At 31.9% G+C, this 16696-nt stretch carries 14 protein-coding genes and 2 riboswitches; of the genes, 4 read left to right on the top strand and 10 right to left on the bottom strand.

Annotated features, from left to right (window positions below):
- Positions 1–278: 278 nt before the first annotated feature.
- Positions 279–1649, bottom strand: coding sequence for an ISNCY family transposase (locus G9F70_RS07310; protein ID WP_224617461.1), 1371 nt, complete (start codon positions 1647–1649; stop codon positions 279–281).
- Between the two features lie 235 nt (positions 1650–1884).
- On the opposite strand from G9F70_RS07310, the gene G9F70_RS07315 reads away from it, so the two are divergent.
- The 4 genes from G9F70_RS07315 to G9F70_RS07330 all read left to right on the top strand — a co-directional run bounded on the left by G9F70_RS07315 (position 1885) and on the right by G9F70_RS07330 (position 8352).
- Entirely contained in the window at positions 1885–2487 is a 603-nt protein-coding gene (locus G9F70_RS07315) for a TetR/AcrR family transcriptional regulator (protein ID WP_164945399.1), read from the top strand.
- A gap of 6 nt (positions 2488–2493) precedes the next feature.
- Positions 2494–4737 carry a HelD family protein gene (locus G9F70_RS07320; RefSeq protein ID WP_164945400.1) on the top strand — a complete coding sequence of 748 codons (2244 nt, stop codon included), beginning with the start codon at positions 2494–2496 and terminating at the stop codon, positions 4735–4737.
- 135 nt (positions 4738–4872) lie between these two features.
- The gene (locus G9F70_RS07325; protein ID WP_164945401.1) at positions 4873–6582 is read left to right on the top strand and encodes an ATP-binding protein; all 1710 of its coding nucleotides are present in this window, start codon (positions 4873–4875) and stop codon (positions 6580–6582) included.
- 69 nt (positions 6583–6651) lie between these two features.
- The gene (locus tag G9F70_RS07330) at positions 6652–8352 is read left to right on the top strand and encodes an ABC-ATPase domain-containing protein (RefSeq protein WP_164945402.1); all 1701 of its coding nucleotides are present in this window, start codon (positions 6652–6654) and stop codon (positions 8350–8352) included.
- Between the two features lie 80 nt (positions 8353–8432).
- On the opposite strand, the gene purF is transcribed toward G9F70_RS07330, so the two are convergent.
- From purF to G9F70_RS07375, 9 genes are all read right to left on the bottom strand, one after another.
- Positions 8433–9785: an amidophosphoribosyltransferase gene (gene purF / locus G9F70_RS07335; RefSeq protein WP_164945403.1), complete on the bottom strand. Its 1353-nt coding sequence runs from the start codon at positions 9783–9785 to the stop codon at positions 8433–8435.
- 41 nt (positions 9786–9826) lie between these two features.
- Positions 9827–10426, bottom strand: coding sequence for a thiamine phosphate synthase (gene thiE / locus G9F70_RS07340; RefSeq protein ID WP_164945404.1), 600 nt, complete (start codon positions 10424–10426; stop codon positions 9827–9829).
- 1 nt (position 10427) lies between these two features.
- Complete coding sequence (thiC, locus tag G9F70_RS07345; protein ID WP_164945405.1) at positions 10428–11741, bottom strand: phosphomethylpyrimidine synthase ThiC; 1314 nt, start codon at positions 11739–11741, stop codon at positions 10428–10430.
- A 70-nt stretch (positions 11742–11811) separates the two neighbouring features.
- Positions 11812–12918 (bottom strand): 2-iminoacetate synthase ThiH, encoded by a 1107-nt coding sequence (thiH, locus tag G9F70_RS07350; RefSeq protein WP_164945406.1) that lies wholly within the window; start codon positions 12916–12918, stop codon positions 11812–11814.
- Positions 12918–13694 (bottom strand): thiazole synthase, encoded by a 777-nt coding sequence (locus G9F70_RS07355; RefSeq protein WP_164945407.1) that lies wholly within the window; start codon positions 13692–13694, stop codon positions 12918–12920. The genes thiH and G9F70_RS07355 overlap by 1 nt, the downstream gene beginning before the upstream one ends.
- 29 nt (positions 13695–13723) lie before the next feature.
- Positions 13724–14335, bottom strand: coding sequence for a sulfur carrier protein ThiS adenylyltransferase ThiF (gene thiF / locus G9F70_RS07360; RefSeq protein WP_164945408.1), 612 nt, complete (start codon positions 14333–14335; stop codon positions 13724–13726).
- 1 nt (position 14336) lies between these two features.
- The gene (gene thiS, locus G9F70_RS07365; RefSeq protein ID WP_125003440.1) at positions 14337–14531 is read right to left on the bottom strand and encodes a sulfur carrier protein ThiS; all 195 of its coding nucleotides are present in this window, start codon (positions 14529–14531) and stop codon (positions 14337–14339) included.
- A 60-nt stretch (positions 14532–14591) separates the two neighbouring features.
- A riboswitch (TPP riboswitch) is annotated at positions 14592–14722 on the bottom strand.
- 139 nt (positions 14723–14861) lie between these two features.
- Positions 14862–14965, bottom strand: a riboswitch (TPP riboswitch).
- Between the two features lie 143 nt (positions 14966–15108).
- Positions 15109–15258: a hypothetical protein gene (locus G9F70_RS07370; protein WP_164945409.1), complete on the bottom strand. Its 150-nt coding sequence runs from the start codon at positions 15256–15258 to the stop codon at positions 15109–15111.
- Positions 15248–16432: an HDOD domain-containing protein gene (locus G9F70_RS07375; RefSeq protein ID WP_164945410.1), complete on the bottom strand. Its 1185-nt coding sequence runs from the start codon at positions 16430–16432 to the stop codon at positions 15248–15250. Before G9F70_RS07375 ends, G9F70_RS07370 begins: the two co-directional genes overlap by 11 nt.
- Positions 16433–16696 lie beyond the last annotated feature (264 nt).

Consider the following 16696-nt stretch of genomic DNA (forward strand, 5'->3'; position numbering starts at 1 on the left):
TCCTAAAATCTTTTCTAAATATCTTTTAGCCGTAGGCTTATAATTGGGGGTCCATTAAAGCTTAAAGGTCATTTTTGAAAATGTGTATGAATCCTTCTATTTATATTAGCGTAGCTAATGGATGAGAATCCATTTCTTTTTATTAATTTGATTTTATTATTTATGACTTCCATTGGTTAGTTTCTTAATCTATTATCAAAGTATGTTTTGGGTTCACTTAATAAACCTTTGAAGATTGTCTTTTTCAAAGATCTAAAATGAACAGAATTTTAGTGTTTCTATGCTACATTATTGTTACGGTGAGCCTGTTTCTTTAAATACCGCTCAAATGAATCTTGTTTCCAAGGATGACTCATTGGTGGTATGTAGCGTTTGCTAGGTTGGGTATTTGGAACTGCTAAATCAAAGTTTTTGGAGGAAAGTTCATGTCCAGGTAATAAATCTAGCGCATAAACTTTCTCATCTACACACAAGAAAATCTGGCCATTAAATGATTGAATTACCATTCCAACTGTTCCTTTGCGATAATGTACAGGATATCCATTGCAATCAACAGGCAAATAATAATTCTTTTTAAATTTGATACAACTTCCGTTATCTACCTTCCTACTGGTCAATACGGCAAGAGTTAAGTTGATTTTTTCAATATCTGGTTGCATTTCAAAGACAGATTTGATATTATCAACAGGTAATGCAAACTGAGCATTGAATTCTTTTATGTAGGAGTTTAAGAATTCGTTTGCTTGCTCAATTGTGTTTATACCACTTATCCGCATTTCCAAGGGGAGGCGTGATTGTAACGTCTGAAACATTCTTTCTACGCGTCCCTTGGCTTGTGGAACACTACTGGTTTTAATTTCAATACCTAATTGTTTACATGCATAGCTAAATTGTGTAAATGTGTCCTCTTCAACTGAAGGGGAATTTTTTTGTTTATATTCAAAGACAGTACGCCTATCAGTGAATAACATGTAGGGAATACCATACTTAGTAAGTACTTGGTGTAGTACATGATAGTACCCATTTAAAGTTTCTTGTGAATCGAAATGAGCCCCCACAATAGCGCCAGTAGCATCATCTACTGCGATATGCAACTGACTTTTCTCGTTACCGAACCAAATATGTACCGAAGCATCCATTTGAAGCATTTCGCCTGCATAAGCACATCTTGGACGTCTAGGATGTGCATCCTCGGCAGCAATTATGGAACTTTGAATTTTAGCAATTTCTTTTATAGAATTAGTTGCTTTTTGCAGTTCTTTTAATTCAGCCTTAATCCTTTTTCTTGTAGCACGCTTCGCCTTAGGGGACAGGATGAAATCTTGCATAAGGATAGAACGAATGGTGCTAGTAGAAACCGTTATATTCTCGTGCTTTTTTAGCAATTCGCAAAAATGGGTAATATTAGCTTCAGGGTATTTGGTGCAATATAAATCTAGGATTAACTGCTTGGTATTAGCATCAAGAGCATGTGCGGGCTTTCGCCCTCGATTACCATGAATAAAGAATTCCTTTCCACTTTCTTTATACCCCTTAATCATTCTGTTAATATGCCTAACCGAACAATTGAGAGCAATAGCTGCTCGCTTTTTATTGGCATCTGTTTCTATTAATTTTTTTATAGTAGAGTACTTATCCATTTCTTCCATAGTTAAATTCACCTTTCTTATTATCAGCACCTCATTTCTAGTCATGAGGTTTATTATACAATGTTTTCATATTTGGGACATAATCAAATGTGGTATAGTAAGACATTATCATAAACGGATCATATTAAAAAATACTATTCCTAAAAATAACTTGACTTACAAATCTATATGATTTAAAATCTAATTACCAGTGGTAACTACCACTGGTAATTAGATTTTTTTGGAGGTCTTATTCATGAAAAAGGGAATTACAAAGGAGCAAGCAATTGATGCTGCGCTTGAGTTAATGAGAAATAGAGATGATATCAGAAGTGTTAATTTACGGGAAATAGCTCGTAACCTAGGATGTGCCCATACAAATCTTTATAACTATTTCGGCTCTTTTGATGATTTGCTATGGGAAGCACATATAGAAGTTTTAAAAAAATTTTCCGAGAACCTTGAGAAGCATATCTCAGTAGTAGATAATTATGATCAAAAATTGCTATGTTTTTTCAATGAATTTGTAGATTTCTATATTAATAATAAAGGTTGGTTTCGTCTTGCATGGGTAGAAATTATTGGTGGAGAAAGACCTAAGGTTGATGAAATAGCAACAGTAAAAGTTGTAGATGGTCTTGTAGAGAATATTGAAACTATCTGGAAAAATTTATATAAGTATACTCCTAAAAGGGATAAGATTAGAAATGTACTGCATATTGTACACGCCTATATGCAGGGAGAAGTTTCTATTTATATTGCAAGGCGTTCCCTCATATCTGATGAGAGTGAATTTAAAATCTATATTGCGAATACAGCAAAATCTATGTTTGAACTATTATTGTCAAAGGAGGAGTAATTTTCTATGGATAATTACGAGGAAAATCTAAAACAAGAGAATATTTATTTGAAAGAAACATTGTCTGTCATTGCACAACAGTTAGAATATGAAGAAAATAAAATTTTAAGCAACAAGCAAAAGCTTATTGCAGCAAGACGTGATATGTATGAAAATACCTGTCATTCAGCAGATGATTTTGATAAGAATTCCGAAACAGTTCAATATCTTAATCCGTTGGCTATTCAGACTTTTGATTATCAGGCAAGGGAAGAACGGATAGAAAAGTTTAAAAAACTATTAATATCACCTTATTTTGCTAGAATAGATTTTTATGAGAAGCGGTATGGAAAGGAAAGTATATATATTGGTATTGCAAACCTGACAAATGATGAAACCTATGAAACATATATTTATGATTGGAGAGCACCAATATCAAGTATCTTTTATCAATATGAAATTGGTGAGGTGAGTTATCAAGCACCTTGTGGGAAAGTAACTGGAGAAGTTAGCTTGAAAAGGCAATATGAAATTAAAAATAGCAAACTAGAATATTTTTTTGACTCCAGTGTAAATATAATGGATGATATTTTGAAAAAAGCCTTATCTTGCAATACTTCTCCTAAAATGAAATCCATAGTAGAAACAATTCAAAGGGAACAAGATATGATTATCCGAGATATTGAAAATGACCTTGTCATAGTGCAAGGAGTTGCAGGAAGTGGAAAAACATCGGTTGCTTTGCATAGAGTAGCTTTTTTGATGTATCAAGGGCTTACCTCGAAACTTAGCATGAATAATATTGTGATTATATCACCTAATAGTCTGTTTGATAAGTATATATCTAATGTGCTCCCAGAGCTTGGGGAAAAAAATGTCTCAACCCTTACATTTGAGGATATTTTTGCAGATGTTTTTGAAGGTAGATTAGAAATAAAAAGTAGAAATTCACTGTTAGAAAAAATTATAACTGCGGGTAGCATGGCAGAAAAGGAACTACTTAAATCTGGTATGGAATTTAAACTCTCCAAGAATTTTATTTTGATATTGAATGCTTATTTAAACTACTTTGAGCATAGGATGATTGAAATTACTGATGTTTATTATAATGGTGAATATATTGCTGATAGGCATTTGCTAAAAGAAGAGTTAATCCATTACAATAAGGTGAATATGCCACTAGAAAAAAGGTTATCAATTATAGAAGCTCGTATTATGAAAAAATTGCAAGAATTAAGAAAAATTCGTCTACCTAAACTTGAAAAGTTTGCAAGTAATTATCAGGAGCATAGATTTGAAATTAGGCCATTTGCACGATTATTATCTGTAAAACAAAGTGCAACGCTTCAAAGAATAATCTATAAATTTACTCGATTAGATGTAGTAGAGTTATATAAGAAACTTTTTAAAAATAAGGAACTGTTTTATCGTATATCAAAAGGAATAGAACTGCCCTCTAACATTCAGCAAATTTTGGACTATACAAATTGCAATTTGCAAGATAGAAGTTTATGCTATGAAGACGGGATTGCTTTATTGTATTTAAAACTCAAAATGTCTGGAAGAAGCAGTTATAAAGATATAAAACAAGTAGTAGTGGATGAAACACAAGATTACTACCCCTTGCATTTTGAAGTATTAAAACATCTATATGTTAATGCTAAGTACACCATAATGGGTGATATTAATCAAACCATGGAAAAAAATGCTGACTTAACAATATATGATGACATAAAAACTATTCTCAGTAAGAAAAAGACTACAACAGTTTTTATGACTAAGAGCTTCAGATGTTCCTATGAAATTAATACATTTAGTTCACAATTTATTGATTCCAATGTAGAAATTGAAAGCTTTGATAGGCACGAGGATGTTCCTGAAATTCATAAGAACTCCTGTAATAGCGAAATGGAATTTGAAATCATTAAGGGAGTTGCACGATATCAAAAGGAGGGATATGAATCCATAGCTATTATATGTAAAAGCATGTGTGAAGCTAAATGTATTTTTGAAAGTATAGGAAAAAGCATTGGGGCTACATTGTTAAATGAGAGCGCAGATGATACCAGCATAGGGGTGGTTATAGTTCCTATTTATATGGCAAAAGGTCTCGAATTTGATGGAGTTATAATCTACCAGACAAATAATGAAAACTATAAAACAGAGGATGATAAAAAGCTATTGTATATCGCAAGCACAAGAGCTTTACACAAATTATCCCTTTATTATACAGGGCATATAAGCAAATTGATAAAATCTTCAAAGCTTTAGTCTAGGAGTTGTGTTTAGTACACAACTCTTTTTTTAATGTGAAAGCAAGCTATTGTGGTTTAAGAACGAGCATATATGGTATATAATAAGTATATAGATGAAAAAATAACTGTAAACTGAAAAAGAGGTGTAAGAATGAAAAGAATACCCTATGGCATAAGTGACTATAAAACTTTAATAGAAAAAAATTATGTTTTCGTAGATAAAACTAAATATATAGAAAAGCTTGAAAATTATCCTGCTCCTTATATATTTTTCCTAAGACCTAGGAGATTTGGGAAAAGTCTTTTTACTTCAATGCTATCCGCTTATTTTGATATAAGTCAGAGAGACAACTTTGAAAGACTATTCCGTGATACGTATATAGCTCAAAATCCTACTAAGGAGAGAAATGGATATTACATATTAAATTTTAATTTCTCCAGCCTAAACACTGATACTAAAGAATCTCTAAAGGAATCTTTTTTAAAAAATATTAGAGAATCTTTTGATCGGTTCATTAAAAACTATAATTTAAATGTTGAGTATAGAAAAGATTATGATGATGCAGCCAGTATGCTAAATAATTTTTTTACTACAGTAAAATATGGAATAGATAAACCTATTTATGTAATAATAGATGAATATGATCATTTTGCAAATGAACTTTTGAGTTTTCAACCTGAATTGTTTAAAGATAGCATAAGTAAAACAGGATTTGTGAGGAAATTTTATGAAGCATTAAAGATAGGTACAGAAAAAGTAGTTGGAAGAATATTTGCAACAGGAGTATCTCCTATTACTTTAGATAGTATGACTAGTGGGTTTAATATAGCGGATGATTTAACAAGACATGTGAATTTCAATGAAATGATGGGTTTTACAGAGCAGGAGGTAAGAGGTTTAATTAAAACAACTTTTAATGAAGCAATGTCTTTTGAAGAAACGGGAGAATTAATGGAAATTTTAAAAAAGAATTATAATGGTTACCTGTTTTCAGAGGATGCAACAACTAGACTTTTTAATAGTGATATGATTCTCTACTATCTTAAAGCCTTTATTGAAACCGGGAAAGGTCCAACTAATTTAATAGATAAAAATATAGCTAGTGATTATAGCAAAGTTGGCAATTTATTCAAGTTGCAAAATCAATCAAATAATATGGAGGTATTAAAAGATATAGTCAGTGGCAAGGAAGTATTTTCAAGAATAACTGAAGAGTTTAGTCTGGAAAAGAGATATAATAAAGATGATTTTAGGTCACTCTTATTTTATTTGGGAATGCTTACTATAAAAAAGCAAGTCATGGGTAGGGTAATACTTAAGGTACCTAATGAAGCTATAAAGGGATTATATTATGATTTTTTTGTTAGTAGCTTAAATGAGTTAACTGAATATAGTCTAGATACTGCTGATATAGAGAATTCTATATTCGACATTGCATTAAATGGAGATAATTCTTCATTTGTAAGTACAATTGAAAGAACCTTAAATAAATTATCAAACAGAGATTTCATTGCCTTCGATGAAAAATACATCAAAATAATAATGATAGCTTATTTAAATCTAGCTAAAGCGTATCTTATAAAATCAGAATATGAGGTAGAGGATGGTTATATAGATATAGCACTTTTGAATAATCATATAATAAAGCCAAAATATTATGGAATAATTGAACTTAAATATATAGCAAAAAAAGAATACGATAAACATGGTGAAGCTTTAGTAAATCGAAGAAAAGAAGAGGCAATAGTACAAATCAATAAATATAAAAATTCTGAGGAACTTTTAAATTATAAAAATCTTAAAAAGTGGGTTTTAGTATTTGTTTGTGATAAGTGTGTGGTTAATTTAGAAATGGAATAGTGTTGTTTGCTATTTTTTATAATATGGAAAAGTGAAATTTATTTTATAGGAATATAAGAGGAGCGTTAAATGAAAAATTCAGAAGCATTAAAAAAAGATTTAGACAGAATTGATGGAAAAAGCTATAGGCTTTATAAGGATTTAGAGGGCGAATACGATTTCGAAAATTATACACTTAGCATAGATCATGTTCAAGGTGACCCTTTTGCATCACCATCAAGAATTAGAGTAATAGTAAATCAGAATATTGCTAAATTTCCAAAGGAACTTTTTGATAATAAAAATAAAAATATTGCAGTAGCAGACTATTTAACAAGAGAATTTTATTCAAGTATAAATAAATGCTGCGTAAAAGTTTTTGGGTCCGGAAAGAGTGGACTAGTAGCTATAAGCAGATGTCCACAGGAGATATTAAATAGAACTTCAATAATTATAGATGAGGATAAAATAGAAGCAAGATTTTATGTTGGGTTTCCGGCAAGAGGGAGAAGTGTTTTATCAAGAGAGCTTGAGAAGATTTTGTATAATGTTATACCAAGCATTGTAGAAAAAACCTTAATATATAAAAATATTAATAGCGAAAAATTAGTAAATAGAGTAAAGCTAGTAGAAGATCAAGAATATATAAGAATGGAACTCCAAAATAGAGGACTAGTAGCATTTGTAGCTAATGGATCAATGCTTCCTAGAGAAAGTGGCATATCTACAAAAGCATTAAGAGGAGGCATTGTATTTGTTTCACCAAAGGAATTAGAAGTAGAATTTAATACAGAGAGCCAGGGCATAATTTGCGGAATGGGTATTAAAAAAGGTATAACGCTTATAGTAGGTGGAGGATATCACGGTAAATCCACATTATTAAAAGCATTGGAACTTGGAGTTTATAATCATATTGAAGGTGATGGTAGAGAGTTTGTTATAACAGATGGATCAGCTTTAAAAGTAAGGGCTGAAGATAGCAGGTGTGTAACTAAAACGGATATATCACTATTTATAAGTAACTTGCCTAATGGGAAAGATACAGTAGAATTCTGCACAGAAAACGCAAGTGGAAGTACATCACAAGCGGCGAGTATTATAGAGGGCATAGAAAGTAGCGCTAAGGTACTTTTAATAGATGAGGATACTTCAGCTACTAATTTTATGATGAGAGATGAATTAATGCAAAAATTAGTTTGCAAGGAAAAGGAACCAATTACACCATTTATTGAAATAGTAAGGCCTTTATATAAGCAAAAAGGTATTTCAACAATAATAGTAGTAGGGAGCTCGGGAGATTTCTTTGATGTAGCAGATTCTGTTGTGCAATTGGATAATTATGAGGCTGTAGATGTAACAGAAAAGGCTAAAAAGCTAAGTAAAGGTCATATTATAAAAAGAATTAATGATAGAAATTTAAAAATAGATATTGAATTTAATAGACAAGTTAAAGCTGGAACTATTAGGTCAGGAGAAAAGGGCATTAAAATCAAAACAATAGGACTAGATACATTAAGTATAAATAGAGAAGACATAGATTTAAGGGCCGTGGAACAAATAGTTGATACTGAGCAAATAAATGCTATAGGGTCAATTATGAAATGGGCAGAGGCAAGTATTATGAATAAGAACTTAAACTTTGAAAATATGGTGGACAATATAATTTGTGAAATAGAGAAAAATGGGTTAATATCCATAGAGCGGATAAAAGGTGGAAGTGGAAGTTTAGCTATGCCAAGAAAGCAAGAAATAATGGCTGCATACAATAGATACAGAAACTTAAAAGTATAAAATAGGTATAAAGTAATGAGGGTTAATAATGATTAACCCTCACTGTTAATTTCAGGCATTGTTTTAATCTTTCGTATACGTTACATAAAACATTTTAGACATGCATCTTTTTTATCTCCTAAAGTGGTTAAGAATCCTTCTGTGCTTATATATCCCAAGCTATCTACACAAACAAAGTCACGTATTGACTCTAAGGTCATATTAGAACCTATAAGTTCTTTTTTACTGGAAGTATCAATTCCTAAGTGACAGGGATATTTTATTATAGGTGAAGCTAGTCTATAATGAATTTCTTTTGCACCTGCTTCCTTAAGCAGGGAGACAATTTTTTTACAGGTTGTGCCCCTTACCATGGAATCATCTATAACTACCACTTTTCTACCTCTAATATTTTCTTTGATAATATTTAACTTCAAAGATACTGCTTCTTCTCTTTTAGCTTGAGAGGGTTTTATAAAGCTTCGTCCTATAAAATTATTTTTTGCAAAGCCTAGAGTATAAGGTATTGAGGAAGCTTTAGAATATCCTAAAGCAGCAGAGGTGCCAGAGTCAGGTACTCCTATTACAATATCAGCATCAGCGGGACATTCTTTAAATAAAAGCTCACCAGCTTTGAATCTAGAGTTATAAACACTAACTCCATCAATTTTACTATCTATTCTGGCAAAGTATATATATTCAAAAGCGCAGGTGCTACATATAGCATTTTTTATAAAACTTATTGTTTCTATTCCGCTATTATCAATCCTAATTATCTCTCCAGGAGCAACATCTCTTATAAATTCGTAACCAAGAATATCTAAAACACAACTTTCAGAGGATACTATATAACTATCCCTAAGCTTTCCTATGCATAAAGGTCTTATGCCATGGCAGTCTCGCATAGCAAATAACTTGTCCTTTGTAAGCAGAACAATAGCATATCCACCTTCAATATTTTTTGATATAGTTTCTAAGGTGTTTTCTATAGAAGAATTATAATGCTTTTCAATAAGTTTTAAAATAACCTCAGAATCCGTAGAAGTATTAAATTTCAATCCATAGTCTTCAAGATGCTTTTTTAGGTTAACTGCATTTGTAAGATTACCATTATGTGCTAGCGCTATTTGACCAAAGGAACATTCATCTAAAATAGGCTGAGCATTCACAGCAGTACTCTCACCAAAGGTAGAATATCGTACATGACCAATGGCTGAAAATCCATTTATATTATTGAGGTTATTCTTGGAAAATACTTCATTTACAAGCCCCATGTCCTTATGACAAATGAGGGTACGACTATCTGAATATGTTAAGCCACAGCTTTCCTGCCCACGATGTTGAAGTGAATTAAGTGCAGAATAAAGTATAGAAGACAAATTGATTTCTTCATTAGAAAATACACCTACTATTCCACATTCCTCTTTATATTTATCAGCATCATTAATTTGCATTTTATCACTTCCTTTTAATACCTAACTTGCATTTGTTGCATCTATACAAATTCCATTATCTTATCAGCATATTGTTTTGTTACAGTATAAGGGTCCTCAGCTTGCATTATGGTAGACATAATTGCGGCGCCACCTGCACCTGATTGCATAACCTTAAGAATATTTTCGGGTTTTATTCCACCTAAGGCAATTACAGGAATAGTGACATTCTGCTTAATAGTTTTAATAAGATCTATGCCTTTAGGCGGAAGACCTTTTTTACAATCTGTTTGGAATATATGACCTAATAATAAATAATCAGCACCGTGTTTTTTGGCTTCCACTGCTTCGTATAGGCTGTGAACGGAAACTCCAATAATACCCTTAAAGGATAACTTTGTTTCAATAAATTTTTCAAAGCTTAAGTGGAAGCCATAAGCTTCCACTTCCTTTGCTACTTTTAAATTACTATTTATTATTAGCTTTACATCTCTGATACCTATAACTTTTATCACTTTTTTAGCCATGCTTAAAAGCTCAGCGTAAGATGAATCTTTTTCACGAAGAATAATAGCAGATATACCGCCATTTATAGCTTCATTAATAATATTATAAAAATCCTTATTATAAGCTAGATTTCTATTGGTTATTAGGTATAGCACATTAATTGTCTTCTCTTAAAATATTTATATCTTTGCCCTGCATTATTTTATTCATATTTCTCACAGCACACATTTTTCCGCACATAGTACAGCTATTCTCATGTTCAGGAGTAGATTCTTTTCTATATCTTCTAGCTTTTTCTGGGTCAATTGAAAGCTGGAAGGTTTTTTCCCAATCAAGTTCTTGTCTTGCTTTAGCCATTTCATTATCCCAGTCGCGAGCACCTGGAATATTTTTAGCTATGTCACCAGCGTGAGCAGCTATTTTTGCAGCGATGATACCTTCTTTAACATCTTCAAGCATTGGTAATCTTAGATGCTCAGCTGGAGTTACGTAACATAAGAAATCAGCTCCACAACTTGCAGCTAATGCTCCGCCGATGGCACTTGTTATGTGGTCGTAGCCTGGTGCTATATCTGTAACTATAGGTCCGAGTACATAAAAGGGAGCACCGTGACAAAGTTTCCTTTCAAGGAGCATATTTGCTTTAATTTCATTTAATGCCATATGACCTGGTCCTTCTATAATAACTTGTACATTTCTAGCCCAAGCTCTTAGGGCAAGTTCTCCCAGTGTCATTAATTCTTTGATTTGACAAGCATCAGTAGAATCACTTAGACAGCCTGGTCTGCATGCATCTCCTAGACTTAAGGTTAAATCATATTTTTCACATATATCTAATAACTCATCGAAATATTCGTAAAAAGGATTTTCCTTATTGTTAAGTTCCATCCATGCATAAAGAAGGGAACCACCTCTTGAAACAATGTTCATAAGGCGTTTATTTCTTTTAAATACATTAGCAGTTTCACGGTTTATACCTGCGTGAATAGTTACAAAATCAACACCATCCTTTGCATGCTTTTCTACAACATCTAAAAATTCCTTTGCAGTAATGTCCTTTAATTCTTTATCATAAAAACCTACAGCATCATATATTGGAACAGTACCAATCATAGCAGAAGAGCATGTAACAAGTCTTTGTCTAAATTCTTTGGTTTTTCCAAAGGAGCTTAAGTCCATTATAGCCTCAGCTTTCATGTCTAAAGCTAGTTGTACTTTTTTCATTTCTTCATCAATATCATAGCAATCCTTTGATATACCTAAATTTACATTTATTTTTGTTTTTAAGCCTTCTCCAACGCCTTCTGGGTCTAGGGATTTGTGATTCTTATTGGCAGGTATAACAATTTTACCTTGTGACATAAGCTTTTTTAAAAGTTCTACATCCATATTTTCCTTTTTAGCCACTATTTCCATTTCCTTTGTAGTAAAGCCTTTTCTTGCAGCATCCATTTGAGTTGTATATATCATTTTAAAATCTCCTTTATTATTTAGTTTTTTTTAATACTCAGTATATTTCATGCACCTTTTAATGATGAATTTAAAGTGCCATCCAATCCTTAAAAATAGGTTGATAGTTTTTAGCAAGTATTGCTTGCTTAACTTCTTCAACAGTTCGATCATCACTTATTTCAAATTGACTCTCACCAGAGGAGGATGATGATGTATGGCCTCCAACTTCTGTAGATACACCAGCAGACATTTTAGTTATTCCCAGGGGAATTAAATTATCTCTAAAGCTCTGGGTTTCTCTTGTAGAAAGTGTTATACCTACACGAGGAAGAAAGATTCTAAAAGCAAGAATTATTTGAAGTAAATTTTTATCTTCTACAAAACATAGATCATTAAAACTTCCTACATGAGGTCTTATTCTAGGGGTGGAAATACTAACTTCCATCTCCGCATATTTATTTTGAAGATATTCTGCATGTAGTGCTGCAAAAAAAGATTCTTTTCTCCAATCAGCAAGACCTAGCAGTGCGCCGATATTAATGCTTCTAATTTTGGCTTTGCAGCCTCTTTCAGGTGCATCTAATCTAAACTTGTAATCTTTCTTTGGGCCTTTGATATGGACTTTGTCATAAATACACTCATCATAAGTTTCTTGAAAGACGGTTAGACCATCTACGCCAGCTTCAACAACTTTCATATATTCATCTGTAGTTAAGGGATATATTTCTATTGAAATTGAATCAAAGTATTTCTTTAAAATTTTCACGGCATCAACTATATAAGATACAGGAGCTTCAGTGCTACTTTCACCGGTTAGTACAAGAATGTGTTTAAGCCCCGAAGACGCAATAGCCTTTGCTTCTTGTTCAATTTCTTTCATAGTTAAGGTTTTTCTTTTTATTTTATTTTCCACATTATAGCTACAGTAGGCACATTTATTAACACAATAATTTGATATATATAAGGGGGTAAATAGCAAAATTGTTTTTCCAAAATGCTGCAGTGATAATTGATGAGCCTTTTGTGCTATCTTTTCCATATGTTTTTCGGCAGTTGGCGAAAGTAGTGCTAAAAAATCCTGTTTTGAAATCTTATCGTTGTTAAGAATATTTAAAATATCTTCATCTTTTATTTGTTTAAAAAAATCCTCAAAGTCAATATTCTTATGCTCAGTATAACAATCATAAAAACTCATTATTTATCACCTTCATGTAAAAAGCCAGTTAGAGGAGAAGATGCTACAGCTAAACTATTTTCAGAGCCAAGCTTTGAAATATACGCAAGTCTTCCAGCTTTTACTGCAAGTGAAAAGGCTTCAGCCATTTGCACTGGATTATTTGAGGTTGCTATAGCAGTATTAACAAGTACTGCAGCAGCTCCCATTTCCATTGCTTCAGCTGCCTCAGAGGGTCTTCCTATACCGGCATCAACGATTATCGGAAGAGATATTTCGTCTATTAGTATTTGTATTAATTCCTTAGTTCTTATTCCACGGTTAGTTCCTATTGGAGAACCAAGAGGCATCACCGCAGCGGCGCCGGCTTCAACTAATCTTTTTGCACTCATTAAATCAGGACTCATATAGGGAAGTACTACAAAGCCTTCTCTTGAAAGAATTTCAGTTGCGTTTATGGTTTCATAGTTATCAGGTAATAGATATTTGTTATCTGATATAACTTCAATTTTAATCCAGTTACCACAGCCCATGGCTTTTGCAAGGTGAGCTATTCTAACTGCTTCTTCTGCATTTCTAGCGCCAGAAGTATTAGGTAACAATATACAATTTTTAGGTATGTACTCTAAAATATTTTCTTCTTTCGATGATAAGTTAACTCTTCTAATTGCCATAGTAACTATTTCAGTACCACAAATTTCAATAACTTTGGGTACCATAGCATTATTACTGAACTTACCTGTACCTATTAATAGTCTGCTTTTAAGCTCTACACCAGCGATTATTAGATTGTCCATAATATACACTCCCTTTATATAAAATAAATTTAAACATCATTTTCCCCTAAAATAAGTCTAAGTACCATGTTAGCTTGGTGATTTGCTACTATATTTACTCTAGGTGCAAAAGGCGTGTAGCCTAGATCAATATCAGAGAATTCATCACCAGCTAGATAAAAATTATTTCGTATTTTTCTTGTTTTTATTGAGTTACTTGAAAAATATCCTGCCATACCAGAGCCAGCCACTATAGGTTTATCAGGCATTTTAAGCAAAGTAGTATTAACTAATGTAGCTTTACTTTGAGAATTATCAAAGGCTTCAACTATGATATCTACATCCTTAAATAATTGTTCTATATTAGTTTCATCCACAAATATATTTGTGCTTTCAAGCTCTATATCAGGATTAATATCATTCAATACTTCTTTTAAGGCTTCAGTTTTATACATTCCAATATGCCTTAAAAAGTATTGCTGCCTATTTAAATTGCTTTTATCCACTTTATCAAAATCAATAAGTACAAGTTTGCCTATACCTATTCTTGTTAAAGATACTGCCACATTTGAACCTAGACCACCAAGTCCAGCAATACCAACTACAGCATTTTTAAGTTTTTCAGAAATATTATCCACAGGTATCATGTTGATATTATCCATTTTAACCACCTCCCACAAAGCTTACTACTTCAATGATATCTGCCTTATAAAGTTTATGGTTTTCATAGTTTTCTTTTGGTATGATTTCATAATTTACTTCTATAACTACTTTTTCGGAAGATAGATTTAAATGAGTAAGTAGGGTAGTTATAGTTATGCCATTTTCAAAGATCATTTCAGTGCCATTTATAATCATGATTTACCTCCTAAAAAGAATATTATGGAAATAAAAAATACAAGCCCATAGAGAGCTTGCAATAAAAATACAAATCCGCTCCCTACGTTGGAATTACCCAAATCAGGTTATGAGGGTCAGAGATAACATCTCTTTCTCAGCTTATGAAGGCACATTTTTCATGTGACAAGTAAGCTCCCCTTGCTTTAGGCATTTCCATAAAATAACTAGTGGTAATCACTTGTTATTTTATGGAAATGACTAATTATTAAATTTTAAATATAAACTAAAAAAAGCTTTACCATATGGTAAAGCTTTTTACAAGGAAATACTATAAAGACTAATTATAATAATCATCGCAAATAACTTTCCTACGGTAGTTTTAGCTACATCAGGTTCAGAGAGTTAGGTTAATATAAACCTTCTCAGCCAAATTGGCACCCCTAGTTAATTATATTTATTTTTCATGTGAACAATAACCAAAATATTACTTTGTGTTCATTATAGTACTGAAATATTATTCTGTAAAGGTTTTTTTGTAGCTTATTATTTTACAGATGCCACGTGGGTGGCACCTTTGTTTTATTTCATATGTTAGTTAGTTTTCTTCGATTACATCATTTATTTTTGTTAAAGGAAGTTTAATTGTAAAAATAGTTCCTGTTCCAACTTCAGTTATAACGGCTCTTTTAATTGAGCTTAATACGTTTACTTCATCATCTACGAAAAGTACATTGTTATACTCCATTCATGTCCACCTCATTCTTAATATCTTCAATAAATTCTTCAAACTCTGATTTTTTAATATTCAAACAATTAAAAGCATTATCATCTAAAATTGAGTAATTTTCTAAATTTAACAATTTGAGTGAATAGTAATCAGCAATATGAATAGTGCAAGTTAGTTCAAGATTTATCTTACTGGCATTTAAAGGGTTATGATGGTATAAGGCTGATTCTACAATAGAATCAGGGATACCCCACCAGTTTAAAAGATATGCACCAATTTCTTCATGAGATACGCCTAAGCGTTCCTTCTCAGCTTGACTAAATGGTATCTTCCTTTTAGTAATATCATTAAGTACATTCTCGTATTCTATAGGGAAATTTTTAAAGAGAATAATTTTTCCTATATCGTGCATAAGACCTGCTGATGCATCTTTATCTAGTAATTTTTTTTTGAGTAAATTTTTGTATATTTTAACCATGATTTGATTTGTCAGACTAGAATGGGCCCAAAGTAATTCTTTTTCTTTTAATTTAGTAGGAACTAAATTAAAAATTTCTGACGTCAGAATTATATTTTTAATGTTTACCAAGCCTAAATTCATAATTGCTTTCTTAACTGCTCCTGTTTTTGCTCCAAAATAGGCACAATTAGCTACCTGCAGTATTTTACTTGAAATAGCAGGATCCTCTTGTATAGTTGATGAAATCTCTTCTATATCAGCATCTCTAGCTATAAGCTTATTCAAATTTATATATAATCCAGGCAAAGTAGGTAAGGTATCGAAGGAGTTTACAATATCTAATAAATTTTCATTTTTTAATAGTTCCTGGGTCTTAAAAATTTCATTGATAGCTATTTTAAACGTTTCATCCTCCCAAGGTTTTAAAAAATAGGCTCTTGCCAAGTTATTTTTTATAGCGCTAAATATCAAATTCTCTTCAGCATAACCACTTAATATTACCCTAATAGTTGAAGGATACAGTAACATGACTTTACTTAAAAGTGCATATCCATCCATCTCAGGCATTTTTAGATCTGAAACAATTAGAACTATAGTATTTTTACTTAATATATCTAAAGCTTCTGCGCCACTTTCAGCGTAAAACACGGTATACTGGCTACCTAGAAACATTCGCCTAATAGCTTTTAAAATAGGCTTCTCATCATCTACAAATAAGATAGATTTATTCATATAATCACCTCTTGTTAGAATATTTGATATTTAGTACCTGCATTAATTATCGGAATCTTTGTAAAATTCTTTAATTTTAAATTTTTAACGACATTTCAGAAGGAAAGTCTCCTGCTTCTATAAGTGAGAAAATTTAGTGCCACTTGTCACGGAGGTGGCATTTTTGTTATTATTACTTAATTGAGAGATTTTGTATGTTTCATGTGTATTACTATATGAGAGGTGTTTAAAGATGATAGATAAATTGGTTAATCGACTAAAAGC

Origin of the sequence: Clostridium sp. FP1, assembly GCF_011065975.2 — a bacterium.
In the GTDB taxonomy this organism is placed as follows: domain Bacteria; phylum Bacillota; class Clostridia; order Clostridiales; family Clostridiaceae; genus Clostridium_AD; species Clostridium_AD tagluense.